We start from the raw sequence: 26,983 nt of genomic DNA, 5'->3' as shown, positions 1-26,983 counted from the left end.
TTTTACTATACAAAAACTTAGTATTCACCTTTAACAGAGCGAACCATTTAAACTAACTATTAGCCTTTTGCATAAAAAGACTATTATGCTCAGCCATATAATTTTCAAATCGTTCTCGGTGTAGATTGGTTAATCGGTCGGTACATAACTCATAACCGGCCTCTATACCCAGACCTTTTAATAAGGATGGGTCAATCTTAGACGATAGTTTCAAAATGAATTTTGAGCCTTGTTTAACAAAAGTCAGTAAGTGCGCGTCAAAAAGTTTATCAATATGGGCACATAACAATATCCCGTTTGCACCATCAAGCCGCTGTTCATTACTGTTGCATTTCGACCAAGGAACTATATGCGATGCGATCAGCATTTCACGAATATTTGTAAGGGTCAGAGCACAACTTTCACCGTTACCCCAAGCGTCTATAACATTTTGCCTAAACTTACCTTGACCGATGCGAGCTAAAACCATACTTTCCCGCTCAGTCTTCTCAACTATTGTGTCGAATATGTCGGTTACGTCTTGAGCAACGTTCGAAGGCGCTTTTCTAGAAACTCGAACATCATGATTACCAACAGCGTAATAATCTCCATTTATAACCTCAAGAGACATATCTGAGACAACTGCAATGTAATCTTTTATCTTTGCCCTTGTTGTTCCTGTTTTTTTGTCATATTCCTCTCCCAATATCATAGGGAATGTCTTTAACGCATAACCCTCATTTTCAACGAGTCTAATGTACTCTATAGCTTCTCCATAAGCATTTTGCTTTCGCCCTGACTCATTTCGCTCCCAGTCAGTAGACATTATTAACGCCCTGTCAGGTTCGGTATGAACATCCCAAGCACCAAAAATAACTACCTTATCGGCATGATTTACAAAAGCCCATCCATAGCGATCGTTTCGATTCGTGGCTCCATACGATTCCATAAATTTTTTGCGAGACATCTGCACTCCATTAGCTGTTTTTATGACCTATTAATTCGGTTCTGTAACCCTTGAAAGATTGATTCATCAAAAATAACATAAGTAACTTATGTACCATAATGTAGTTATGTGATATATACAACATATGTACAAAAGTATTGTGAGTATGTATGGCAAAAGGCGATTCGGGCCGAGTGGTCCTTGAAATAGATCCCGACTTAAAACGAAAGCTCTATGCCGTATTGGCATTAGAACAAAAAACATTAAAAGAATGGTTTACCGAGTCTTCATCATCATACGTAAAAGAGAGACTCAAAGCTGAGCTGGATAGTTTCGGGAGTGACAAAGAATGAAGTTCAAAGCAGATCAAACAACCCAAAAGCTCAGGGGGGGGTACTATACACCAAAACCTTTGGCAGATTACGTTACAAAATGGGTATGCTCAATTAATCCTGACCATATTGCAGAACCGAGTTGTGGGGATGGTATTTTCTTACAATGCATTGCAGAGCAAGCACTCAATAAAGACATACAAGTAACCGCATACGAATTGTTTGATGTAGAAGTTGAAAAAGCTAGAGAGCGAGCAATCAAATCAGGACTAAATAAAGTTCAAGTAAATGAAGGTGATTTTTTAGATTGGGCAAATATTGCACTGTTAGAGCAAGCTCACCCTTTCGATGCAATCGTTGGGAATCCACCGTTTATCCGCTACCAATTCCTTGAGAAGGAATTTCAGCTAAACACAGAGCGTGTATTCCAAACGCTCGGTTTGAAATTTACTAAACATACAAATGCATGGGTGCCTTTTATTTTAGCTTCCATATCATTGTTGCGTCCCGGCGGCCGACTAGGCATGGTCATTCCATCTGAAATTGTTCATGTACTGCATGCACAATCACTGCGCACATATCTTGGAACAGAGTGCAGTAAGGTTGTCATCATAGATCCTCAGGAGCTTTGGTTTGAAGGAACACTTCAAGGTGCTGTGATAATTATGGCTGAAAAGAAAATGGATTTTCATGAGCCTACTCAAGGTGTTGCTATTGAAAGTGTTCGCGGTTTTGATTTTATGGCGACTGATCCGAATCAACTATTCGAAAACGCCGTCGGAATCAATGGAGAAACGGTCGCTGGGAAATGGACAAAGGCTCTGTTCGCACCAGATGATTTAGTTTTTTATAATAATATTTGTCAGCATGATGAAGTACATGTCTACAATGAAATAGCTACTGTCGATGTTGGTATCGTCACTGGTGCAAACAAATTCTTTCTAATTGATGACGAAACAGTTAGGCAGCATAAGTTGCATCAATATGTTCACCCAATGTTTGGCCGAAGTGAGCATTGTAAAGGTGTTATATATGACGAAGCGCAACATCAATCCAATAGAGATTCAGGAAACCCAACTAACTTTCTTCTTCTTGAGAAAGAGCTTGAAACCTATCCTGAAAACGTGAAGCACTACATCGCTCGAGGTGAACAAGAAGAACTACACAAGCGCTACAAATGTCGAATCCGTAAGCCTTGGTATAAAGTGCCTTCCGTCTATGCAACGGCTATAGGTATGCTTAAGCGTTGTCATGATGCACCTCGTTTAATTTCCAACCAGATTAGTGCATACACCACAGATACAGCATACAGAATAAGGCCTCTGGGTAATATCGACCCCGATACACTAGTGTATTGTTTCATGAATCCAATCACCGCAATTTCTGCGGAGTTGAATGGGCGGTATTATGGTGGTGGTGTATTAGAGTTGGTGCCATCTGAAATCGAAACGTTATGGCTACCCATTCCTAACGGAGTTGAAACTCAGTTAGCGCTCCTTGATGAGGAGATTCGAACCCTTCCAATGGAAGAGGTTTTGCGCAGAAATGGCTATCGTGTATTGCAGCATATTGGATTGTCTGAGCAAGACATTGAGAGGTTAGTACAGATTTGGTCTTGGTTCCGAGACCGGAGGCAGAGAAAGTAGTCATGAAAATGAGGCGTCGAAAATGACTGAACGCCTCTCAATACCTTTAAGTGATTTCTATCTGGTAATTACTGCCGCCGAGGTGGTAAAGCGCCATGTGCTTACCTAACAGTCCTCGCTTGGCAACAAGAGCTTTAGCATCCCCCCAATGTATCTGAGTCATTGCATTATTTTGAGCATACGTTTTTGTGTTTGTCTTAGAATTATGGGTCAAGCGCAAATCGTAATTACCATTTGAAATACCGTTGATGATGATTTCAAAATTGGCTGTTGCCCTCAACAGGTGTCTCTTACTGGGGCTGGCATCAGGTGTCCATGTAAGCCGCGCAAACACGCTATCTTTGAAGTAGTGCCGTTGATCAATCCCATCAAGTAAACCTTTCTTTAAATACATGGATCCTGTTGCATTAGTATTACTGCCCGTGGGGATACATAAATCTCTTTCCGTTAATTCTTTACTGGACCAAACCAATCCTGCGGCAGGAACAACTTGTGGATTTTGTGGGTTAGGTGGCGCAGCCTGAACAGGAACAGGTTGCGCCACAACCTGAGGCGTTCTGCGATGTAATGGTAACGCAGGCGTTGCAACGGACTGCCCTCCAGGAGACTTTTTACCTGTAACAGGCGCTTTATTCTTAACACTTTCATCCTCCAACCTGCCTTCATTTACCAAATCGTCTAATTGGTTAGTAGTAGTTACCTGAAATACATTTTGAGGGTATCGACCAATCAAGTTTTTAAACGGGTCAACTAGCATTGAAACATATTGACTATCATCTTGCTCAGTCAGGTCTAGTTCAACTTTTGAGCTGACTTCAACATTATCGCTAAGTCCACTTGCCGTCAGGTTTGCACTTCCAGCAATAACTGTAGCTTGTTCTTCACCTACCGCAGCATAAAGTTTAGGATGAAAAAGACTAGATTGAGTTCCCATATCCACTACATATGGATTTATACCTATAGCTAATAACTTTGCTAACGCCTGTTTGGATGTTATTCCATTTGAAATGCCAACAAATACCTGAGTTATATTGTGTTTTGCTTGCAAAGCTGTCTCAATTTTGGATACACCAGCTTCCCTTACAAAGGCCACACTAATTGTCAAAGATGTTGCCCAAGCAGAGTTAATTAAATTGTTTAGTGCATGCTCGTGATCATTGTTGGGGACAAGCCCTTGCGTAAGTGCAGATACCTTTGCCATTGCTATTTTCCATTATTTAATTTTTATACGTCATTACCAACAACATTTTTGTTGTGATGCATTATCTTAACGCTAACTATTCCCTAGTGCAGTAAAAAATCTTTTTAAATCATAGAGACTATAAGGTCACTTGGATCAAAGTAGCCTTGATAAACAACAGAAAAGGAGGCTACTACATGAAACAAGCAACTCAAATTACTTAGTGCAGTAAACCGTTCTATAAATTTAATTCGCATTTAAAAATAAATTTACAAAAACTATGCAGTGTTATGATCGACAAATTAAGGTAAGGCTTCAATTAGATCTAAGTATTTAGATAAGCCTTCATTCTGATCACGAAGAAGGCTTGGTTCTAATATTTGTCACTCGTTATACCTTGTTTCTGATCACGAATAAGCCTTGATTGTAATATTGACTGCCTGTTATGCCTTGATTCTGATCTGCATATTTAAATAAGGCTTCATTCCGATCACGAATAAGCCTTGATTGTAATATTGACTGCCTGTTATACCTTGATTCTGATCTTAATCTTGTTGAAATACTGATTTTTCTCATAGTTGTGTTAGCCTAAATTTGAAACGTTTTGGATATTTTTAATATGTCAAAAGAGAGAAAACCACAACGCGTAAACCCATTTAAAACTGGCTCACTTACGAACCCTGGTGTTGACGTTTTTACATCAAGAAAAAGAAGCCAAAATAAACTCAGACAAACCAATTGTGCCAATTTAAATACCTCTTCGCCGCCAAAGTTAGACATTGACGCATTAGTAGAAGGTTTTATTTCTATTGAGCAAGATACTGATGCTTGAATCGACCAGTCTTCTCTAGACACTTAATTGCTTTATAATTATGTGTACTAAGGAGAAAAAATGTCTCAGCGATTTACAGAAGAATTTAAAATACAAGCGGTGAAACAAGTTACTGAGCACGGCTATTCGGTGGCAAGCGTCTCTGAGAGGCTGGGAGTCACCAGCAGCTCGCTTTATAACTGGATAAAGGTGTATGGCCCTGATAGTGAAGAGCATGTTCAGTCTAAAGAGCAAACCGATCAAATTAAGCAGCTAGAGAAAGAGCTTAAACGCGTGACAACGGAACGTGACATTCTAAAGGAAGCAACCGTATTTTTCGCGGGCGAGTCAAAGAAAAATACGCGTTCATAAAAGCTAGGCTCAAGAATTATCCAACAAAATTGATGTGTGAGGTGTTGTCGATACAACGAAGCGGCTTCTATACATGGATGGAAAAACCGAAATCAAAACGGCAGATGGAAGACGAGCGCCTGACGGGGTTAATTAAACATTCTTGGCTAGAAAGTGGCTGTGTCTACGGGTATAGAAAAGTAACCAGTGACCTTAAAGATTTAGGTGAGGCTTGCAGCAAGCATCGTGTAGCCAAGCTGATGAAGCTAGAAGGTATGAAGGCACAAGTCGGTTATAGAAAACACAAAGGACATTACAGCGGCAAACCAGCGGTTGTCGCAGATAACGTGCTAGATAGGCAGTTTACTGTTACTACACCGAATAGGTACTGGGTAACAGACATTACCTACATTCGAACCCACGAAGGCTGGCTCTACCTTGCGGTCGTCTTAGACCTATACTCCCGCGCTGTTGTTGGTTGGTCGATGAGTTCTCGCATGGGATCAGAACTCGTTACTCAAGCACTTCTAGCTGCCGTATGGCGACGAAAGCCAAAGAAACAGGTGCTTATACACTCAGATCAAGGTAGTCAATTTACAGGTTATGAGTGGAGTGACTTCTTAACAGAGCACAATCTAAAAGCTAGTATGAGCCGTCGAGGAAACTGCCACGATAATGCGGTTGCAGAGAGCTTCTTCCAGCTACTGAAACGAGAGCGGGTGAAGAGAAAAATATACGTAACACGTGAACATGCAAGATCTGACATATTCGATTATATCGAAATGTTTTATAACTCTAGACGCAAGCATGGTGAGGCGAATAATATGCCTCCACTGGCTTATGAAAAGTTAGAAGAATTCAAGCAAAGATCTGTCTAGTAAAGACTGGTCGATTCATTAAAGGGGTGGATAAAGTTGTGTAGACTAAGAGGAAATTTATTAATGAAGGTGAAAGAATAGAAGCGCTAAATTTACACTTTTAAAATACAGCAAAACTTTTTGCACAAATTTTTAAGAAGCTAAAGTGTAAAAATAAAAAAGCCCAGCATTTTTGCTGGGCTCAGGGTTATTTTCTGCTTTTAAAGCGTTTATATTGACACTTTTAAAAAATACAGGACCTAGAACGGAATATCGTCGTCAAAATCAATTGGCGGTTCCATTGGATTAGACGCACCACCTGATTGCGCAGGTTTAGGTGCAAAGCCACCTTGTTGTTGTGGTGCACTTTGTTGTGACGGTTGCTGTGGCGCAAAACCACCACTTTGATGCGTATTACTCTGTTGCTGTGGCGCATAACCACCTTGCTGAGAGTGACCCTGACTTTGCTGCTGACTTTGCTGACTCTGTGCAGGCTGTGAGTATTGTTGCTGCTGTGGTGCTTGGCTTGCATACTGCTGCTGGCCATAATTGCTTTGCTGCTGACCACCTTGATATGGAGCACTGCCTTGCTGCTCGTTACGGCCGCCTAACATTTGCATTTGACCACCCATATCTACCACAATTTCTGTCGTATATTTTTCTTGGCCACTTTGGTCTGTCCATTTACGTGTTTGTAGACGGCCTTCAATGTATACTTGCGAGCCTTTACGTAAATATTCACCTGCAACTTCTGCTAGCTTGCCAAATAACACCACACGGTGCCACTCGGTGCGTTCTTGCAACTGGCCTGTGTTTTTATCTTTCCAGCTGTCTGTAGTGGCAATACTGATATTCGCAACACCATTGCCGTTTGGCATATAGCGTACTTCTGGATCTTGTCCTAGATTACCAACCAAAATAACTTTGTTTACACCGCGTGCCATGGCACCCTCTCCTCACACTATTAATGCAAGCCAAGTACTTGCTTAGCTTGGTTTAAATCAAATTTTTTATCATCTATCTTCAGATAGCTACGATTTTCTTCGCTTACGACTATCGCCTCGATCACGCCTGGTAATGCGACTAGCTTATCGGCCAATGCCTCTGCCTGCTGTGGCTCAGACAGGTCGGTCATTAGACTAATTATTTTACTCTTGGGCGGGATCTGCATTCGCCATGCAATAAGTAGCCATATTACCCCAACACAGGCCACTGCCGCAAACACTCCATTGGCTTCACCGTATTGTGCAATGTAACCCCCTAAAATTCCGCCTAAAAATGCTCCAAAAAATTGACCCGACGAAAAAATTCCCATCGCGGACCCTTTTTGAGAAGCGGGGGCAATTCGCGATACCAATGCCGGCATCGTCGCTTCTAAAAAATTAAAGGCCACAAAATACAAAAGCATACACACAGCAATGCCAATAACTGAGTCTGCTAATATGGTTAGACTAAATGTGCTGAGTATCAGCAATACAATTGCCGCTAAAAACGTTTCACGCTCTTTTTGCTTGCGAATAGCCACTATCATCAGTGGTGCCATCAGCACAAACGCCAATAACAACACCGGAATATATAACTGCCAATGAGCATCGGCGTTAAGGCCATCGGCTATCAACTGCCCTGGTAGTACCACAAACATGGTTGTGAGCGACAAATGCAGCAACATCACCCCCAAGTCTAGACGCAGTAACTGTGGATGACGACTCAACTTGCGAATATCCACCAGCGTTGCCACGGTATCTCCCTTCGGTGCTTTATTTACGGCACTAGGGACGACAAATAAAATGATAACAATACCACACAACGCCAACACAGCGGTGAGCCAAAATACCCCAGAAATACCAAAAGCAGCCGCGACCATAGGACCTAGCAACATCGCAAAGGCAAAACTTAAACCAATACACATTCCGATAACGGCCATTACTTTTGGACGCTGTTCATCACGACTTAAATCAGCGGCTAAGGCAAGTAAAGCGCTGGCTATGGCACCCATGCCTTGCAATGCACGACCTACGGTAACCCAGTAAATAGAATCGGCCAAGGCAGCTATCACTGACCCCACGGCAAATATCATTAAGCCAAATATAATCACAGGCTTGCGACCAAATTTATCGGACAACCATCCCATGGGGATCTGTAGCAACGCCTGAGTTAAACCATATGCACCGATAGCGAGCCCAATCCACATTGGCGATACATGCTCAAGCGATTGGCCATAAATAGCCAACACGGGCATCAACATAAACCAGCCCAAGCATGCGAAATGCAAACACACTAGCAAGTGATAACGCCGCGCGTTTTTCCAGAAGATTTAAAGATTGATTAGACATAGTACTCGTTTAGTTCTGCTTAGTTTAGCGCGCCACAGTCTAACAAAAAAACTCAGTCTAACTTATATTTTTTTAAAATTTGCGCCAACTTTCCAGAACTCCTTAACCGCTCAAACGCTTCTTTTAGCTGCTCTATTTGCGCTCGGCTCACGCTTTCCTTGCTCACGGCAATATAAACAGGTTCAGAGTTAACCACCAGCGGAGCAATTTCAATCTCAATGAAGTCAGGGTTGTGCTGAACCTGATAAATAATATTGTACTTTTCTTCTAAAAAGCCTGAGATGCGCCCGTGGCGAAGCAAATGAAGTTTGCGCTGATTGTCAGGCACATAGGTAAACTTATCTTCAGAATCTACTTCTTGCTTCATTCTTTTTTCAAAGGCTTCACCATAGTAAGCACCACGTTGGATAGCAACGGGCATTGCCAATGAAAACAACTGCTCAAGTGATTGCACATAGAATGGCCGCTTGGTGTTAGTGGCAAAGACAATATTTTCCATTCTCTGGGGGCCAATAAAATAAGCAAACCTCATCCGTTGCGCAGTCTTTGACACACTCAGCATTAAATCAATTTCTCCTAATTCCAACATTTTTAATGCACGACCCCACGGCACGCTGACAAACCGATAACCACAGTCCATTTCTTGCAATAGGCTTTTAGCAAAGTCCACATCTAGGCCATGCCAACGCATTTGCGCATCCTGTTGAGATTGCGCGGAGTAATTTTCAAAACGCACGATAAACTCACAATGCGGCGTGCTGGCATTGAGTACACAAGAAAGTAATAACAGTGAGAGGCCGATACTTGGCCCTATAAGACGCACAAAACAAATCGCTCTAATATTGATCCCACTTCCCAGTTTAGAACGTTTAGCAAAGATAAGTTAATTTTTGGCAAAGTATGCGATACTGTTGCGCTAACAATCGTTGCCACTCAAACTCTGTAATTAGGTCAAAATGGATAAAATAGAAGTCAGGGGCGCTCGAACGCACAATTTAAAAGATATTTCGCTCACCATCCCACGGGATAAACTCATCGTTATCACAGGATTATCGGGCTCGGGGAAATCTTCACTGGCATTTGATACGCTTTATGCTGAAGGCCAAAGGCGTTATGTTGAATCGCTTTCAGCCTATGCACGACAGTTCTTATCACTGATGGAAAAACCCGATGTGGATCACATTGAGGGGTTGTCTCCTGCCATTTCTATTGAACAAAAATCGACTTCTCATAACCCACGCTCTACGGTAGGAACGATCACCGAGATCTACGACTATTTGCGTCTGCTATTTGCAAGAGTCGGTGAGCCACGATGTCCAACCCACGATTTACCTTTGGCGGCGCAAACCATCAGCCAAATGGTGGACTCTGTACTTGAGCAACCGCAGGGTAGCAAGCTAATGTTGTTAGCACCTGTGGTTAAAAACCGTAAAGGCGAACATGTTAAGTTGCTGGAACAACTCGCCAGCCAAGGTTATATCCGCGCGCGTATTGACGGTGAAGTATGCGACTTGTCGGATCCTCCAACTTTAGAACTACATAAAAAACATACTATAGAAGTGGTTGTAGACCGCTTTAAGGTTAAAGACGGTTTACAGCAACGTTTGGCAGAGTCTTTCGAAACGGCATTAGAGTTGTCTTCTGGTATTGCCGTCATTGCCAATATGGACGAACCAAACGCGGAGGAAATGATTTTTTCAGCCAACTTTGCTTGTCCTAGCTGTGGCTATGCCATGACCGAGTTAGAACCGCGACTGTTTTCATTTAACAACCCAGCAGGTGCCTGTCAAAGCTGTGATGGCTTAGGCGTGCGTCAGTATTTCGACCCACAACGTGTGGTACAAAACCCAGAGCTGAGCCTCAGTGGAGGTGCTATCAAGGGATGGGATAAGCGCAGCTTTTATTACTATCAAATGTTACAAGCGGTGGCTGAGCATTATGACTTTGACTTGGAAGTGCCCTTCCAGTCATTATCCAGCGACGCGCAAAAAGTCATTTTAGAAGGCTCCGGCAAAACAAAAATCGCTTTCAACTACCGTAATGACCGTGGAGATTTAATCACCCGAAATCATGAGTTTGAAGGTGTATTAAACAATATGAATCGCCGTTACAGAGAGACAGAATCCAGCTCTGTACGAGAAGAGTTGAGTAAGTATCAAACCAGTCAGGCATGTCCAAGTTGTCATGGTTCTCGTTTGCGCGAAGAAGCCCGTAATGTATTCATCGGGCACACCACATTGCCAGATGTAACGACCATGAGCATTGGCGCTGCTATGGAGTTTTTTGAGTCCTTGACTTTACAGGGGCAAAAAGCACAGATCGCGGAGAAGATCCTCAAAGAAATTCGCGATCGTCTGTCGTTTTTAATCAATGTGGGGCTAAATTATTTATCGTTAGAGCGCAGCGCTGACACACTTTCAGGTGGTGAAGCACAACGGATCCGCTTAGCCAGCCAAATAGGCGCTGGTTTGGTTGGGGTCATGTACGTATTGGATGAGCCTTCCATTGGCCTGCATCAAAGAGACAATGACCGATTACTGAGTACCCTGACACATTTGCGTGACTTAGGTAATACCGTGATTGTGGTAGAACATGATGAAGATGCCATCCGTGCCGCGGACCATATCATTGATATTGGACCGGGCGCAGGCGTTCACGGTGGCCACGTGGTTGCACAAGGTACCCGTGATGACATTATCAATAACCCTAACTCACTGACAGGCCAATATCTCAGTGGCACCAAGTCGATCGCTGTCCCCGCGCAGCGCCACCCGTGCAATGAAAAATGGCTGGAACTGATGGGCGCAACGGGTAATAACTTAAAAAGCGTCGACTTACGCATTCCTTTTGGTCTGATGACTTGCATCACAGGGGTATCTGGCTCAGGTAAGTCTACGCTTATCAATGACACTCTATTTAAACTCGCACACACGGCTTTAAATGGTGCTACCACAGCAGAAGCTGCACCATATAAGGCGATCACCGGCCTTGAACATTTTGATAAAGTGATCGACATTGACCAAAGCCCCATTGGCCGTACGCCACGCTCTAACCCAGCGACATATACCGGTATTTTTACCGCTATCCGCGAGTTGTTTGCAGGCACTCAAGAGGCCCGTTCACGGGGCTATAAAGTGGGTCGCTTTAGTTTTAATGTTAAAGGTGGTCGCTGTGAGGCGTGCCAAGGTGATGGTGTCATTAAAGTAGAAATGCACTTTTTACCTGATGTGTATGTACCTTGTGATATTTGTGCAGGTAAACGCTATAACCGAGAAACCTTGGAAGTCTTGTACAAAGGCAAGAATATCCATGAAGTACTTGAAATGACCGTAGAAGATGCACAGCAGTTTTTCGATAAAATCCCAGCTATTAACCGCAAACTAACGACCCTTATGGATGTTGGTTTATCGTATATTCGTCTTGGTCAGGCAGCAACAACCCTATCGGGTGGTGAGGCACAGCGCGTTAAACTTGCCAGAGAGCTGTCAAAACGAGATACCGGTAAAACGCTGTATATTCTTGACGAGCCAACTACTGGGCTGCATTTTCACGATATTCAACAACTACTTGTGGTATTGCATAGGCTGCGTGACCACGGTAACACTGTCGTTGTCATAGAACACAATCTTGATGTAATCAAAACGGCTGATTGGATTGTTGATTTAGGGCCAGAAGGTGGAGCGGGTGGTGGTCAAATCCTGATCGCAGGTACTCCAGAAGACGTAGCTGAGTGTGCGCAATCTCACACCGGAAAATATCTTAAACCTTTACTTTAATGACCAAAGGAATGTAGTTTAACTACATTCCTTTGCCATCACTTTACCGCAATGCAACAGTTACCCTACTTCCTATCCATAAAGGATAGATTACGACACTATCAAAACCGTTTAACTGGTTTTTGGGCTTCTTTGAATTTAGCGCAGCGCTGCTACTTTTTAGCCATCATCACAAGTTTTATCTATCTTGTCGATAATGCGCAAAGTAATGGCTTGTTAGCATTGCTCACAGTGCTTGTGTTGGTTGCTATGGTCAGTGAATTTTGGCCTAGGTTTATTCAAGTTTGGGATAGCTTGCCAGGCAAAGCGGTGATCTTGTTATTCTATGCTTTTGTCGCCAATTACGCACTGGTGCAAGCGTCTGGTTTGGTCAACGATATTACCGGAGTAAGCGCCGACAACCTGCCTTACACACATAATTTTGCCGTATTATTATCCATCCCTATTTGGTTTGTTATCACCAGTCTAGTCGTGCTGCTGATCATCCAATTTTCCATTCCCGTATACATTTTGTGCTTGTTGCTGTTACGACCTTTTGGTTTGCACACACTGTGGCACCCACCGGGTTATCGCTTTCCTATCATCACTGGTTTTATTCGTTTTGGTGCCGGCTTATTTTTACTACTTCAGCTGACACTACTGACCACCTACACAGGCGTGCTATATGGTGTTGGTCAAACCATGAACAATATCGTTGGCGGCATAGAGACAGGCTTGACCATTAACGTCATTGAATCTTCGGATCAAGACTTAGCCGTTGCCATCAAAGAGCAGCCCGAACTTGAACGTACCTTGTCCGAACTTGATGAAGCTAAAGCGCAAATAGACCAAAATGCCGGCGCTTACGAAAATAAGGTTAAACGCATTTTGGCTAACTTTATCTTCGACAACGAAGCGGATGCCCGTTCTCGATGTGAACACAGTGCCGAGACTCGCGTGATTGAATTAAATGATTACGAAATCTTAGAAATTGAAAAGCTCACAACGGCTGATGTGACAAGTTATCGCTATCAGATTAAGCCCTGTATTTCAGCCGCACTGGGTCACCAGTTTAAAGCGGCCTCAATCACACCATAAAGTGTGTTAGCTGATCGCGCTCTTGCTGTGATAGTGGTTGAGCGCGCTTGTCTGCAAAGTCATAACGCACCATCACGGTTTTACCCTCGGCACAGCACTGTCCATGCTGCCACGCCTGTTGCACAATAACAAAAGAGCTATTGCCAATATGCTCAATCGCCGTTTTTATCTCTACCTGTTGGCCATAAAATAATTCTCCCTTAAATACCACTTCAACCTTAGCTACAATCAATTTCCATTGATGTGGATTAAGATCTGGGGTGAATATTTTGAAAATAGGCACTCTAGCGGCTTCAAACCACACAGGGAGTACGGTATTGTTTATATGACCAAGCACGTCGGTTTCGCTAAATCGCGGCATCAGTTTTTCAGACAACATAATAATTCCAATAACTGTAGGTAAAATAATGACAGATTTTATACGCGTTTATGACAACGCGCTAAGCGATGAGTTTTGTGATCAGTTTATTAATCTCTTTGAACAAAGCCCACACTTAAAACAAGGAACCACTTCGGGTGGTATCGACCTTAGCAAAAAAGTGAGTCAAGATCTGTATCTTAATTCTCATCAGGAATACGCTCAGCATCTACAGCACATACAACAAGTCACTGCACAACATGTATTTAAATATATTGAAGAGCACTTGTTTATGATCATTGGTGCGTTTGGTCTGAAAGTTTATCACCCGAAAACAGGTGAGCCAGTAGACGTGACCTTTGAGAACTTTGAGGAAGTGGGTAAACCACAGTTGCCTGTTTTAGTGCAGCAGTTGTTCCGCCTCGGTAATATTCAAGCCCAAAAGTATGAAATCAATAAAGGTGGCTACCCTTACTGGCACAGTGAAGTGTATCCTCAACAAGGCCACAACGAAGCTCTCCATCGCGTACTGTTATTTATGTTCTATTTAAATGATGTGAACGAAGGGGGCGAAACTGAGTTTTATTATCAGCAAAAGAAAATAGCGCCTAAAAAAGGCACTATGGTCATCGCTCCGGGTTATTTCACCCATACCCACCGAGGTAATAAGCCTTTGTCTAACGACAAGTATATTCTTACCTCATGGGTACTGTTTAATCGTGCCGAACAAATATATGGCGTCCCAAAATAATCATTAGGGCATGGTATCTAACCACGGTGAATAAACTGATACCATGCTTCTAGCAAAGCAATAAAGTCTTCGTATCCACAGCCACTCATTAAACCATGTTCATCCAGTACCAAGGCATCATCATCATAATTGCTTAAATCGTCGGCTTGATGAAACAATGCATGTGCTTCAAACAACGCTTCATCGGCAGACAAGGTAAAACGTATTTCCTTTCCCTCTTTTACCAGCACGGGGCTGTCTTTGTGTATGGCTTTACTATCAGTGATCAACTGCGCCACATCATCAAATGGCAGTTCTTCACTTAGCCAACGACCTACCAGCGCATGTTCATCGCTTATTTTTACTCTAAAACCAGTGATCGGATCGCGAATAAACTGATACTCCAAAATTCACTCTCAACTTTTGTTCAATCTGCTTATCATTATACGCCGTGGGGCTTGTGGCGCACTATGCAAACCGAGATAATAGCCCCTTATTTTTCTATCGAGCCGGCTATGGATGCTTTTGTAATTCTTTTCCCGATAATTTTTGTAGTACTGATTGGCTATAGCTGCGCAAGGTTTAAGATTTTTAGTACTACAGCCCTTGATGGGTTGAGACTGTTTATCTTCAATTTGATCATTCCCGTTTTTCTATTCTTGAACATGTACCAAGCAGATCTCGAGCAGGCCTTATCACCACATATGCTCGCTAGCTTCTATCTACCTGTGCTGTTTGTTTATCTGCTAAGTTGTGGGATATTTAGCTATGTAATGGGGATGGAGCGCGGTGATAGTACCACTTTATCGTTAGCGTGTACTTACTCCAATATCGTACTGGTTGGCTTGCCTATTATCATTGCCAGCCTAGGCACTGAATATGGCGCCATGGTCTTTATGATCATTACCTTTCACAGTGTTTTATTATTTACCTGTACTTTTGCCTTCGCAGCCAATCAGCAAGGGCGTATGCGTGAGGCACTCAAACCCCTGTTACTTAATCCAATCGTTATTAGCATCAGCTTGGGGTTACTGTGCAACTACGTCAACCTGACCATTGCACATGTCATACAACAAGGGCTCTCTTTGCTCAGTGAGCCTGCAATTGCTGGAGCGCTGTTTGCGCTAGGAGCGAGTTTAAACAATTACTCTATTCGTGGAGCTTGGCGAAAAGCACTCCTGATCAGCCTCATAAAACTCATCGTTTTACCCTTGCTGGTGTACATAATCGCAAAGTGGGGAATGGCTCTCCCCCACAAACAAGTTGCCGTATTAACTCTTATGAGTGCTTCGCCACTGGGCGTGAACGCCTACCTTGTAGCTCGCCAGCTGCAACGCCAGCAGGCCGAACTTGCCAGCAGCGTCGTCTTGTCGACTGTGCTGAGTGTACTAACGCTTGCAGCTTGGCTAACGGCGCTCGTACCCTGAATAGTTAGTATATCTCGCAGCATCAATGATAGCCCATAAATGCACCACCGCCCCTATCACAGCGGGAACAACTAAGAACCATAGTGCGTAACCTCCAAACACCACGATGGCGAAAATCAGCGCCGCGACAATACGTCCTTGCACCAACTGTCCTAGCCCTGGAAAAAATATATTACAAATTGCGGCGATCACATTACCGCCTGAACCTTGTTCTGCCATGGCATCCTCTCTGTTAATTACTAAATGTATAAATTATATTTCTGACTTATAGAATACACGTATCATGCCAAATAAAATAAACCAATAAAATCAATAACTAAAACCAGAACTTTATTGGGGCCTTGTCATAAACTTAGCCTAAAAGGCTAACTTTTAGCATAAATGTTAGCTATCATTGTGCAAAAAATAATATCAGGATGATCTATGCTCTACCGTGTCACACGCCCGATTAGTAACCTTGTAGAACGTTATTTACCCGATCCTTTTGTGTTTGTGCTAATGCTTACCCTTATCGTACTTGCTTTGGCAAGTATCGTCACGCCCTTCTCTCCAATACAGGTAGTAGAAGCATGGGGACAAGGGTTTTGGCGCTTACTCACCTTCGCTATGCAGATGCTACTCATCTTATTGAGTGGCTACATGCTGGCCAGCACTCCACTGTGTGTCACCGCTTTAAATAGGCTCGCAACATTGGCCAAAACCCCCGTGATTGCAATTGTGATGGTCACATTGGTAGCCATGCTGGCAAGCTGGATAAATTGGGGCTTTGGGCTGGTCATTGGTGCACTGTTTGCTAAAGCACTCGCACGGCAAGTTGCTGTTGACTACAGAGTTTTAGTTGCCAGCGCATATTCTGGATTTGTTGTTTGGCACGGCGGCTTATCGGGCTCAGTGCCATTAACCATCGCCAGCGAAGGGCATTTTTCACAAACCAGTATCGGTGTGATCAGTACAGCCAGCACATTGTTTTCTACTTTTAACTTGGCTATTCTCTGTGCACTGCTAGTGTTGCTCCCTATTCTCAATGCGCTGCTACTGCCCCCTAAAGAACAGCAAATACTCATAGAAAAGAGTAAACTCACCGAATCTTTAGAGCCTAAACCTGTCCACTCGCATGACTTAACTCCCGCGCAAAAGCTTGAACATAGTAAGTTTTTTGGCATTTTGATTGGAGCGCTTGGTTGTACCTATTTACTTTATTACTTCTACGTACAAGGCGGTACTCTCAATCTAAACAGTGTGATCGCAATCTTTTTATTTTTAGCCATTCTATTACATCAAACACCACAGCGCCTGTTAACTAGCTTAAATACAGCGATCTCTGGTGGAGCGGGTATTGTTATTCAGTTTCCATTTTACGCCGGTATTATGGCTGTGATGGTCGAATCTGGCTTGGCTCAACAGATCTCTTCAGCGTTTGTTTCGATAAGTAGCGCTGAGAGTTTGCCATTTTGGAGCTTTCTTAGTGCGGGCATTGTGAATATTTTTGTGCCATCAGGTGGGGGTCAATGGGCGGTACAAGCACCCATTGTGTTGCCCGCTGCGCAACTGCTGGATGCAGATATTGCCAGAGTGGCGATGGCTGTCGCATGGGGCGACGCATGGACCAACCTTATCCAACCATTCTGGGCACTGCCAGTGCTCGCAATCGCAGGCCTTAAAGCAAGAGATATTATGGGGTTCTGTTTGATCCAACTCATTTTTAGCGGTGTAATTATTGCTGCTATGTTGACGTGGGCATAGCAGCAATCATCGTTTTTAGCTGGATAACACCTTCATAGGCAGGCTCAGAATAGCGCTTTCTGAGTCTGCAAAATGCATCATAACAGCAACATGGCCTGCTACCACTAACACATACATCACTGCTGAAAACACCTGCCCATAACGGTCTAGGGGCAATAAATGAGAGGCATTGCGTGAACGCCATTCGAACAATATCTCTAAACTACCAATCAACAAAAAGAACACCAGCAGCATAAGACCGAACACATAGCTAACCCACAAACCAAAAGCAACGCCCCCCATGCACGCTAACAAACCAATCCAAGAGCGCATAGAAAAGCTGATACTTTTTAATACGTGGCCACCATCTAGCGGAAGAATTGGCAGTAAGTTGAATAGATTAAGTAAAGCACTGAGCACAGCGACGCCTGCGAAAATCTCCATCTCGGTCGCATAATACAGCACCACCCCCAATACGGATGTAATTAAACCAAATGCGGGCCCCATCAGAGAGATGACCACGTCTTGCCAGCGGGTGGTGATCTTATCATCACTCACCGCGAGTCCACCGACAAACGGGATCAGATATATACCTTTTGTTTTAATCTTAAAATACTGCATAGCCCTGACATGGCCATATTCATGAACGACTAGACAAGCTATAAGCATCAGCGCAAATTGCCATGAAAACAACCAAGCGTAACCTGCCACTGATGCGCCAGCCAACACGGCTTTCACAACCTTTGCGCTTTTAAATACTTTAAAACCAAGTGCAGCCAAACCAATGAGGTTTTTCTGGTTATCTTTAGGCGTTTCGGGCAAGTCCAGCCACTGCCAGTTGATACCGTTTAATGAGATCCCCAATTGCTGCTCGGGTAGCTTTGCCATATCAAATTGCACAACACCATGCTCGTATACACACTGCATAATATCTTCGCTATGTGGCTCTACGACCAAAGCCTGCTGCTCGCAAAATACTTGAAGTAGCTCTCCACCTCTTATGAGCACCGAAAATATCAGTCCTGATGCGGTAAATTCAATTCTCGTCATAACTTCTTAGATTGATGTTTTTTGTCATTATCCCAGCTCACTCTGCCCGTGACAAATAATACATTTGCACATCTGATATCTACACTTTTTTACAGTCTGTACTAGACTCAGGAGATAGTGCGGGCAAAAAAAAGGATCTGTAATATGAGTACGACAGCTAGTCAGGTGATGGTAGTTGATGACTCTCAGGCCATTCTTATGGTGATGAAAGCCATGTTGACTGAATTAGGTATTCAGGAAATCACCACTTGTATTAGTGCCGATCAGGCCCTTGAAAAAATCGCGCAAGCCCCACGTCGCTACGATGCTGTCTTTACAGATCTCAACATGCCTGAAATGGATGGCATGGAGTTTATTCGCCAACTCGGTGAAATCAAGTATCCTGGCGGTGTGGTTATCATTTCCGATATGGACCCTAAAATAATTGATTTGGCTTCTAACCTAGCGCGTCAATCCAATGCACATCTAATCGGTAACATCACCAAGCCAGTCCAATTAAAAGAAGTCGATAGACTGCTAAAAAAACTGGAGTCTTTTATTGCGCCTGAGAAGCGTCACATTGAGCCCATTACACAATCGGAATTACTACATGCGATCAGTCATAGGGAAATCACGCCGTTTTATCAACCAAAAGTTAATCGTGCCAACAAGTCCATTGATAGTGTGGAAGTACTGGCAAGAATTGTAACACCTACTCGTACCCATACTATTTTACCAGAGCAGTTTATTACTCTGGCTGAAGACTTAGACCTCATCAATTTGATTACTTTTCAGTTATTTGAAAAAGCAACGGAGGAGTTTAGAGAAATAAGAGCTGAACTCCCCCACAAAGTGTCTTTGGCTTTCAACCTCTCTCCCGTACAACTGGACGATTTAAACTGCCCTAACAAACTCGCGCTGATATTGGAGTTAAGCCGCCTTAAACCAGAGGATGTGATTCTAGAGATTACGGAGCATGCGCCGTTAAACAGCAGTGTTCAGTTAGAAACACTCAACCGCTTGAGAATGAGAGGTTTTGCAATTTCGCTAGATGATTTTGGTACAGGCTTTACGAATATACATCAACTCAAAACCTTGCCCTTTACGGAAATTAAAATTGACCGCTCACTGATCACCCACATCGATTCAGACCGCTTTTCGCAAGTCATTGTCGATAGCTTGATCGATATCGCTCAAAACGAGCAAATTGGAATTGTTGCTGAAGGAATTGAACGCATTGAAGAGCTACAATATTTAGACAGATACAAACACAACCTGCTCATGCAGGGGTTTTTAATTAGCCGTCCAAAAGCAAAGGCTGAGTTTGTTCGCTGGATCCATTCTTGGTTGCGAATGATGAACTCTAATACTTAGCGCTCTTCAACATCTGTTTCTATCAAATGGCTATGTGCATCAACACGCTCTCGCCATTTCTTCTTTGCAGCTTGTTGCATGTTAGTTGATTGTTCTCGTTCATCAATGATATCCATCCCCATCAGTGATTCAAGCATGTCTTCCAGCGTTACTATGCCTTGCACATCGCCATATTCGTCGATGACCAATGCAATATGAATACGCTTCTCTAATAAAGTTTGAAACAAAGAAGGCGCATCTAACGTTTCTGGTACAGTGTAAAGCGGTTTAACCAGCTTACCTATTTTATAATCTTCACCAAGCCTATGATAAGCAAGCATAATATCGTTTTTGTGTACAAAACCGATGATATCATCACTACTCTTATCAAAAATAAGGATCCGTGAAAATGGCACCGAGCCATGTTCAGATAGGTAATCATTCACAGTAATATCTTTATGGACCTTAAACAATACCGTGCGAGGTGTCATAACATGCTCTATTTTAGCGTGTCTGAAACGCAACAAGCTTCTGATGGTCTCCGTTTCCTCTTGTTGCAATGCCCCCGCTTCAGAGCCAATTTCTGCCATGGCTTCGATTTCTTGCCTTATGTAGTGCGCTTCACTTTCTTTTTTACCCATAGTGCGAGTCAAAATATCTGATAGCCATACAAATGGCTTTAGCACTCTAACTAACCAGACTAAACATTGTGTCACGATAGGTGTTAAACCTCGCCAATAGGTGGCACCTAAAGTCTTTGGAATGATTTCTGAAAGCACTAAGACCAGTAAAGTCATTACAGCAGAAGCTATACCTACGGCTGCGTCGGAAAAAACAACCGCCGCCTGCGCACCAACGCCAGCAGCTCCAGCTGTGTGAGCAACGGTATTAAGCGTTAGAATCGCAGCCAAGGGTTTATCTATGTTGTCCTTCAACTGCTGAACTTTTTTAGCCAATACAGGTTTGTCTTTCTTTAAGATCGCGATGTAGCTCGGCGTAATGCTCAACAGAACGGCCTCCATTACCGAGCATAAAAACGAAATGGTAATCGCTAACAACATGTACGTGATCAATAAAAACAACCTAAACTCCTTAATCTGCCAATAGCTTCAGGCTAATCGCAACTTTGCTGGCGTAACTGAGATATATGCTATATTGGGGCAAATTCTTTACCTACAATAGGCGCAAATATGATTTTACGAACAGCGGCCACTTTACTCTTTTCCTCAATGGCATTGCAACTGAATGCCGCTCAGTTGGATGAAAAGAAGATTCAGTTTTTGGGCCCTATTACTACTTACAATAGCATAAAGCCAAATAACACAGCTCATCAAAGTAAAATAATTCAAACATTGTTGCCTAGTTTGCAATCACGCTCCGATGCTTTATCCATATTCGGCAATCAGCTCAAATGGCAAAAAATGAGCGATATCAACGCACTTACTATGGCGGGTATGCAAGCATTAAAATTCCAGTTTAATACCAAGCGCTTTACACAAGGCAAACTCTCTTTGTCCGGCTTCAAAACCGCACATGTTTTTTTAAACGGTGAACTACAAAAAGGTAAAACTGAATTCGAAATTCAGGTGCCTACAGGCGATCATCAAATTGTTATTGTTGCTGAACAAGTGGACAACTGGAAAGACGTAAAAATAGACTACACTCCTAAAGCTGAACACGATCAAATCACCCTCACTGACAAAAACCAATATGCGTTATCAGCGAAACAGCTTTTTGATGCACCCACTCTTAGCGCCATTTCTCAATCACCAAATGGTCGTTACTACCTTACAAGCTCACGTCAATACAGCGATAACACTGGCAATAGTCCATATACAGAAACGCTTCTCAAAGATAGTGAAGGTAAAACGCTATATAGATTCAGTGGGATCAGTGCAAGCAACGTCACTTGGCGCGAAGACTCCGAACAGTTAGCTTTCGTACAAGACCAAAAAGTGACTCTTCTCAACATTAAGGATTTGAGCACCCAGATCATTACACAAGCGATTGAAGGTGCCAGTGGTTTTCGCTATTTTGATAACAGTACCCTGATATTCTCTTGGTCTAAGAATGATGACAGTGCGCACAAACTCGTCAAACACTATCGAGGGCTAGAAGATAGGTGGTCCTATGCCCGTGCCAATAGTCAAATTTTCCTATTAGACCTCAATTCAGGCCTGATCAACGCACTGACTGAAGGCAAACTGAGTCATCAGCTTGAGGACCATAACGCCCAACGCAATACTATTCTCGTGAGCCGTAACCTGCAAGACTACAATGCACCTCCACATATGCTCACAGAATTACTGGAAATCAATTTAAGTGATTCAACACAGACCTTGTTAGGACAGTATCGTACCTTCCGCAAAGCCAGATATGCGAAGGAGGGGATATATCTAGTTGCAGGACCTGATTTTGCTCAAGGCCTAGGCCGTGCGCTGCCAAAAGATATGCTTGCGAATAACTATGATGGTCAACTCTATTGGATGGACCTCAAAGGTAAAAATCACAAAGCACTTAGTAAGCAATTTGATCCATCGATAGCCGCTATTGATGTATTAAAAAATAACGATGTATTACTTAAGGTAACTGATGAGGATAGGCAACAGCTATATTTGTTTGATGAAAGCAAATCCCATTTCAAACGCGTTGAGTCCGGGTTTGATGTGGTAGAAGATTTCGCTATCAGTCGCTCAAAAAATAGCACACTACTCGTAACAGGTACTCAAGCAAGTACACCTCAGCAACTCAAACGTATCATGCTCAAGAATAACCGTGCAGAGCTGCTTTGGGATTCCAAAACGCTCGCCTATCAACACACTAAAATTGCAGCGTTAGAAGAGTTCAACTTTACCAACCAATCCGGTGTACAGATAAAAGGGCGCGTATATTTGCCACATGATCTGGATAAAACTAAAAAATATCCTGCTCTGGTTTATTATTACGGCGGAACATCTCCTGTTTCTAGAGCCTTCACAGGCCGTTATCCATTTAATCTTTGGGCAGCTCATGGCTATATTGTTTATGTATTGCAGCCAACAGGGGCGACTGGTTTTGGCCAAAAGTTTTCGGCTGAACATGTGAATGCTTGGGGTGCACATACCGCGCAAGACATTATTGATGGCACCAAAGCATTTACCCAAGCTTACCCTTTTGTCGACTCAACTAAAATTGGTAATCTTGGTGCATCTTATGGTGGCTTTATGACCATGTTACTAGCAACGAAAACAGACATGTTTAGCGCCTCAATTGCCCATGCAGGGATCTCAAACATCACCTCATACTGGGGTCAAGGTTGGTGGGGATATTTATACTCTGGAGAGGCTTCTAAAAACAGCTTTCCATGGAATAACCCAACGTTATACTCTCAACACAGCCCAGTATTTCACGCCGATAAAGTAACAACACCATTGCTGCTGCTACATGGCGATGCGGATACCAATGTTCCACCGGGTGAGAGTCACAATATGTATACCGCGCTAAAACTGTTAGGAAAGGATGTAGAGCTTATTGAGTATAAAGGTGCTGACCATCAAATCTTCGCCAGGGATCGTAGGTTCCATTGGTGGAATACTATGCTCGCATATTTCGATATGCACTTAAAAGAACAGCCGCAGTGGTGGCAGTCTATTTATCAAAAATAATACATTGCAGGAAGTGGTGCTCTCTGCTTCCTGCATCTTTTGCTTTACCCCCAGAATAATTTCGCATACTTATTCATAAATCTAAATACTTAGTATCGCTCTGAAGTTCCCTAATTATATACATGCATGCTTTTAATACTTTTTATTGCAAAAAAATCACCTTAAGCTTCTCACCAATGATTTCACAGTGCTAATATAAACGTAATTATTGAATAGATAACGACATTATGAGCATTCACGTATTACTGGTAGAAGACGACGAACTATTAGCAAAACGAATTTTGAGCCATTTTGCTCAGACCGAGTTTGACATAAAAGTTGATAATACAGGTGCAAACGCTCTCGAACATATCCAATTTGCTAACAATACTGATTCCCCCATATCGTTAGCCATTGTAGATATTGTATTGCCCGCGACTGATGGACTAGAACTTGCCAAAGAACTAAACACCTTAACGGATATTGGTGTGATAATGCTATCTAGTCGAGATTCGCAAGCTGATCGTATTGCAGGACTAGCCCAAGGCGCAGATGACTATGTGTGTAAACCCGTAGACTTGTTAGAATTAGAACTAAGAATGCGCGCACTTTACAAACGTATCTCACAAAACGGTGATGATGATGAGTCAGAAGAGTTTATTGAATACGCGGACTTTAAGTTACATCCCGATAATCGAACCTTGATAAACCAGCATGGTGAGGAATCCCGCTTAACTGAAGCAGAACATAAAGTTTTAATCTGCTTGATAGCCAATGCCGGTAAGGCCACATCTCGTGAAAAAATATCAGAAGATATAGGCCAACCAGATTGGAGCCCTAATGACAGAACCGTTGACGTTTTAGTCGGTAGGCTGCGTAAAAAGTTAGGCGATGAAAAAGATCAAAAACGTATAGTCACTGTTCGTGGTAAGGGCTATATGCTTTCCGCTTAGTATCTTGTTAGATGGCTAATCAAGCGTTCAAAAGCCCTATAACTTAAGGCTTCTTTTAAAGCGCACAATGAAATATCAGCGTGCCCATTTAAATCAGATATAGTTCTTGCGACTTTCAAAATGCGATGATATGAACGTGGAGAAAGTTGCAATTTATCTACTGCTTTCGCCAAAAACTGTTTTTCACTCTCATCCAGTTTACAATGTACTGCAAGCTCACGATTGCTCAGCATTGCATTAACCTTACCTTGACGCTGTAATGCAATATCATAAGCGCTATCTACTCGCTCTTTTACCATTTTACTCGTCTCTTGCACTTGTTCACTCTGTAATTGCAACGTAGACAAGCGCGGTAGCTCCACTTGTAAGTCAATACGGTCCAGAAATGGCCCTGATATCTTTGAAAGATACCTAAGCACTTGATCTGAAGTTGCTCTTTTGTCGTCATAATGACCCGTTGGACTGGGATTTAGTGCCGCGATAAGTTGAAATCTTGCTGGAAAATCTACCTGCTGTGCTGCACGTGATATAGTTACCATACCGGTCTCCATGGGTTCTCGTAATGAGTCCAGCACCTTTCTTTCAAACTCTGGCAATTCATCAAGAAAAAGCACACCATTATGGGCAAGAGAGATCTCCCCAGGCTTTGGCTTTGAAGAGCCTCCAACTAACGCAACAGCAGAGCAGGTATGGTGTGGGTTTCTAAAAGGACGCTTACGCCAATTCTGAGCGTCAATATGTTGGCCTGTTAAAGAGTATATGGATGCGGTTTCCAATGCATCGTCTGCTGGTAAAGTTGGCATTATCGACGGCATTCGCTGTGCAAGCATTGACTTGCCAGTACCTGGGGGTCCAAGAAACAGAACGTTATGCCCGCCTGCTGCTGCAATCTCTAGCACACGCTTAGCCCCTTCCTGTCCTTTTACATCGCTCATATCTAAACTCTCCACAGACACATTATCATCATGTGGATATGTAATATTGACCGGCAAGTTTTGCTGACCTTGCATATCCAGCCATATAGACTCAAGGGAGGTAACCGCTTTTCTATGAGCATGTGGTGCTAAGCTCGCTAGTTGGTCATTCTGCAATGGTAAATAACAACAACGATTAACCTTCGCGGCCGCCAGTACACTGGGCAAAATAGCATTAACAGCTAACACTTCTCCACTGAGGGCCAACTCACCATAAAACTCAAAATTTGCTAACTGCTGAGCGGCTATCTGACCGGAAGCTGCTAGAATTCCTACCGCAATCGCAAGATCGTACCGTCCCCCTTCTTTGGGAAGGTCTGCAGGTGCCAAATTAACGGTAATACGCTGTTCTGGGAACAAGAATTTAGAATTGGTTATTGCTGAGCGTACTCTTTCTTTGGCTTCTTTAACTGAAGTTTCTGGTAAACCAACAATATGGAATGCAGGTAAGCCATTACTTAAATGCACTTCCACACATACTTGAGGTGCGCTAACTCCTACCTGCGCTCTGGTATAGATTTTTGCAAGTGACATATCCTTGTCCCTGATTTCAATTAATCCGTGTACTTAAAAACATGCAACACAATGTTATAGCGCATCGCTAATAGTCTAAGTAATAAGGTTGCGCTCATCGCACTTAGCATGGCAGTCTCTAATGAGAACGACATGTTTATCAACTGAGTGTAAATAACACCGCCAACAATGCAGGTGATTGCGTATAACTCTCCTTTTAGGAGTAAAGGAATTTCTCTGGCCAACACATCGCGAATGACACCTCCGAAACACCCCGTGAGCACACCCATTATGATGGCGGTCGCATCAGGCATACCAATATTCAGTGCCTTTTGTACGCCCATTACTGCAAAAAATGCCAACCCAAACGCATCTGCTACTTGCAGCATTTGTTTGGGTATCTGCTTTTGTCTGTTTAAGAATAGGATACTGATAAAAATAGCACCAAATATCGCAATAAAATAACTTGTATCGTGCAACCAAAAAACAGGTACGTCTAAGATAATATCTCGTAATGTCCCCCCGCCAATGCCTGTAACGGTAGCTAACACTACGACCCCAAAACCATCCATATGCTTACTATGAGCAATGAGTGTACCCGATATAGCAAACACCATAACCCCAAGTAAATCAAACCAATGGATCAGTACTGTCATATATTATTTCCCAAAAGAGTTTGAAATAAGCATATTAACTTATCCGTCAAATTACTACACAGAATATAAAGGTTGGTGACATGAGCGAAGCGAACACCCCTCTTTTTGCGCAAGGTGAATTAGGTGCAAAAGTTTAATGACAAAGCACGCAGTGCTTACATTCCTTTTGCGCAAGGTGAAGTGAGGCATTTTATAGAACGCTGAGAGATTCTTAAGAATGTTGAGGGATTCACCTCTCACCCCTCCCCCTAAAACGTCGCAGGACGCCTACGCTTATCCAACCAACAAAACACACACAACAAAAAACCCCGACACTTTCGTATCGGGGTTTCTCTTATTAGGAGCCTGGCGATGTTC

Annotated in this window: 23 protein-coding genes and 1 pseudogene; 12 read left to right on the top strand and 12 right to left on the bottom strand. The window is 42.9% G+C overall.

Translation table 11 applies throughout. The features are described from left to right. Positions 1-52: 52 nt before the first annotated feature. Positions 53-946 (bottom strand): HNH endonuclease, encoded by an 894-nt coding sequence (locus C2M32_RS03935; RefSeq protein WP_105167211.1) that lies wholly within the window; start codon positions 944-946, stop codon positions 53-55. Positions 947-1,095: 149 nt separating this feature from the next. On the opposite strand from C2M32_RS03935, the gene C2M32_RS03930 reads away from it, so the two are divergent. Both C2M32_RS03930 and C2M32_RS03925 read left to right on the top strand, forming a co-directional pair. Then, entirely contained in the window at positions 1,096-1,278 is a 183-nt protein-coding gene (locus C2M32_RS03930; protein WP_105167210.1) for a hypothetical protein, read from the top strand. After that, the gene (locus C2M32_RS03925) at positions 1,275-2,903 is read left to right on the top strand and encodes a class I SAM-dependent methyltransferase (RefSeq protein WP_105167209.1); all 1,629 of its coding nucleotides are present in this window, start codon (positions 1,275-1,277) and stop codon (positions 2,901-2,903) included. The genes C2M32_RS03930 and C2M32_RS03925 overlap by 4 nt, the downstream gene beginning before the upstream one ends. A 46-nt stretch (positions 2,904-2,949) precedes the next feature. On the opposite strand, the gene C2M32_RS20420 is transcribed toward C2M32_RS03925, so the two are convergent. Further along, positions 2,950-4,104 (bottom strand): phospholipase D-like domain-containing protein, encoded by a 1,155-nt coding sequence (locus tag C2M32_RS20420; protein WP_158678103.1) that lies wholly within the window; start codon positions 4,102-4,104, stop codon positions 2,950-2,952. Positions 4,105-4,702: 598 nt separating this feature from the next. On the opposite strand from C2M32_RS20420, the gene C2M32_RS03915 reads away from it, so the two are divergent. Continuing rightward, positions 4,703-4,915, top strand: coding sequence for a hypothetical protein (locus C2M32_RS03915; RefSeq protein WP_105167208.1), 213 nt, complete (start codon positions 4,703-4,705; stop codon positions 4,913-4,915). Positions 4,916-4,975: 60 nt separating this feature from the next. After that, a protein-coding gene (locus C2M32_RS03910) for an IS3 family transposase (RefSeq protein ID WP_442792691.1) occupies positions 4,976-6,123 on the top strand; the annotation gives its coding sequence in 2 pieces (ribosomal slippage) (positions 4,976-5,216 and positions 5,216-6,123; 1,149 coding nt in all). A gap of 239 nt (positions 6,124-6,362) precedes the next feature. Here C2M32_RS03910 and ssb read toward each other — a convergent pair. The 3 genes and pseudogenes from ssb to C2M32_RS03895 form a co-directional block, all read right to left on the bottom strand. After that, the gene (gene ssb, locus C2M32_RS03905; protein ID WP_105167206.1) at positions 6,363-7,046 is read right to left on the bottom strand and encodes a single-stranded DNA-binding protein; all 684 of its coding nucleotides are present in this window, start codon (positions 7,044-7,046) and stop codon (positions 6,363-6,365) included. Between the two features lie 20 nt (positions 7,047-7,066). After that, a pseudogene (locus C2M32_RS03900) lies at positions 7,067-8,435 on the bottom strand (MFS transporter). Between the two features lie 52 nt (positions 8,436-8,487). After that, on the bottom strand, positions 8,488-9,258 hold the full coding sequence (locus C2M32_RS03895; RefSeq protein WP_234401216.1) for a substrate-binding periplasmic protein: 771 nt from the start codon (positions 9,256-9,258) through the stop codon (positions 8,488-8,490). Between the two features lie 133 nt (positions 9,259-9,391). Between C2M32_RS03895 and uvrA the strand changes: the two genes are divergently transcribed. Next, the gene (uvrA, locus tag C2M32_RS03890) at positions 9,392-12,211 is read left to right on the top strand and encodes an excinuclease ABC subunit UvrA (RefSeq protein WP_105167204.1); all 2,820 of its coding nucleotides are present in this window, start codon (positions 9,392-9,394) and stop codon (positions 12,209-12,211) included. Positions 12,212-12,262: 51 nt separating this feature from the next. Then, on the top strand, positions 12,263-13,288 hold the full coding sequence (locus C2M32_RS03885; protein ID WP_158678101.1) for a hypothetical protein: 1,026 nt from the start codon (positions 12,263-12,265) through the stop codon (positions 13,286-13,288). Here C2M32_RS03885 and C2M32_RS03880 read toward each other — a convergent pair. Then, complete coding sequence (locus C2M32_RS03880) at positions 13,278-13,667, bottom strand: acyl-CoA thioesterase (protein WP_105167202.1); 390 nt, start codon at positions 13,665-13,667, stop codon at positions 13,278-13,280. The two genes, C2M32_RS03885 and C2M32_RS03880, sit on opposite strands and share 11 nt — an antisense overlap. Before the next feature lie 28 nt (positions 13,668-13,695). Between C2M32_RS03880 and C2M32_RS03875 the strand changes: the two genes are divergently transcribed. Continuing rightward, positions 13,696-14,397: a 2OG-Fe(II) oxygenase gene (locus C2M32_RS03875; protein WP_105167201.1), complete on the top strand. Its 702-nt coding sequence runs from the start codon at positions 13,696-13,698 to the stop codon at positions 14,395-14,397. A gap of 17 nt (positions 14,398-14,414) precedes the next feature. Here the strand turns inward: C2M32_RS03875 and C2M32_RS03870 are convergent, their stop codons facing one another. Beyond that, on the bottom strand, positions 14,415-14,783 hold the full coding sequence (locus C2M32_RS03870) for a YacL family protein (protein ID WP_105167200.1): 369 nt from the start codon (positions 14,781-14,783) through the stop codon (positions 14,415-14,417). Between the two features lie 63 nt (positions 14,784-14,846). Here C2M32_RS03870 and C2M32_RS03865 point away from each other — a divergent pair, with 63 nt between their 5' ends. Beyond that, positions 14,847-15,803, top strand: coding sequence for an AEC family transporter (locus C2M32_RS03865; protein ID WP_234401215.1), 957 nt, complete (start codon positions 14,847-14,849; stop codon positions 15,801-15,803). Here the strand turns inward: C2M32_RS03865 and C2M32_RS03860 are convergent. After that, positions 15,783-16,022: a hypothetical protein gene (locus C2M32_RS03860; protein WP_105167199.1), complete on the bottom strand. Its 240-nt coding sequence runs from the start codon at positions 16,020-16,022 to the stop codon at positions 15,783-15,785. The genes C2M32_RS03865 and C2M32_RS03860 overlap by 21 nt on opposite strands. 204 nt (positions 16,023-16,226) lie before the next feature. Between C2M32_RS03860 and C2M32_RS03855 the strand changes: the two genes are divergently transcribed. Further along, a complete protein-coding gene (locus C2M32_RS03855; protein WP_105167198.1) occupies positions 16,227-17,546 on the top strand; it encodes a short-chain fatty acid transporter in 1,320 nt (439 codons plus the stop codon). A 15-nt stretch (positions 17,547-17,561) separates the two neighbouring features. Here C2M32_RS03855 and C2M32_RS03850 read toward each other — a convergent pair whose 3' ends face one another. Continuing rightward, complete coding sequence (locus C2M32_RS03850; RefSeq protein ID WP_105167197.1) at positions 17,562-18,575, bottom strand: site-2 protease family protein; 1,014 nt, start codon at positions 18,573-18,575, stop codon at positions 17,562-17,564. A gap of 144 nt (positions 18,576-18,719) precedes the next feature. Here C2M32_RS03850 and C2M32_RS03845 point away from each other — a divergent pair, with 144 nt between their 5' ends. After that, positions 18,720-19,928, top strand: coding sequence for an EAL domain-containing response regulator (locus C2M32_RS03845; protein ID WP_105167196.1), 1,209 nt, complete (start codon positions 18,720-18,722; stop codon positions 19,926-19,928). Here the strand turns inward: C2M32_RS03845 and C2M32_RS03840 are convergent. Continuing rightward, positions 19,925-20,989: a CNNM domain-containing protein gene (locus C2M32_RS03840; RefSeq protein ID WP_199886110.1), complete on the bottom strand. Its 1,065-nt coding sequence runs from the start codon at positions 20,987-20,989 to the stop codon at positions 19,925-19,927. The genes C2M32_RS03845 and C2M32_RS03840 overlap by 4 nt on opposite strands. Positions 20,990-21,097: 108 nt before the next feature. Here C2M32_RS03840 and C2M32_RS03835 point away from each other — a divergent pair, with 108 nt between their 5' ends. Further along, entirely contained in the window at positions 21,098-23,551 is a 2,454-nt protein-coding gene (locus tag C2M32_RS03835) for an alpha/beta hydrolase family protein (protein ID WP_105167194.1), read from the top strand. Positions 23,552-23,778: 227 nt separating this feature from the next. After that, positions 23,779-24,483, top strand: coding sequence for a response regulator transcription factor (locus tag C2M32_RS03830; protein ID WP_105167193.1), 705 nt, complete (start codon positions 23,779-23,781; stop codon positions 24,481-24,483). On the opposite strand, the gene C2M32_RS03825 is transcribed toward C2M32_RS03830, so the two are convergent. After that, a complete protein-coding gene (locus C2M32_RS03825) occupies positions 24,480-25,991 on the bottom strand; it encodes a YifB family Mg chelatase-like AAA ATPase (RefSeq protein WP_105167192.1) in 1,512 nt (503 codons plus the stop codon). The genes C2M32_RS03830 and C2M32_RS03825 overlap by 4 nt on opposite strands. Positions 25,992-26,011: 20 nt before the next feature. After that, positions 26,012-26,626: a trimeric intracellular cation channel family protein gene (locus tag C2M32_RS03820; RefSeq protein WP_105167191.1), complete on the bottom strand. Its 615-nt coding sequence runs from the start codon at positions 26,624-26,626 to the stop codon at positions 26,012-26,014. Positions 26,627-26,983: the final 357 nt, after the last annotated feature.

The organism is Pseudoalteromonas sp. T1lg23B (assembly GCF_002964665.1).
GTDB lineage: Bacteria > Pseudomonadota > Gammaproteobacteria > Enterobacterales > Alteromonadaceae > Pseudoalteromonas.
The sequence above is the reverse complement of the archived record's forward strand: the minus strand, read 5'-3'. Positions and strand labels throughout refer to the sequence as shown.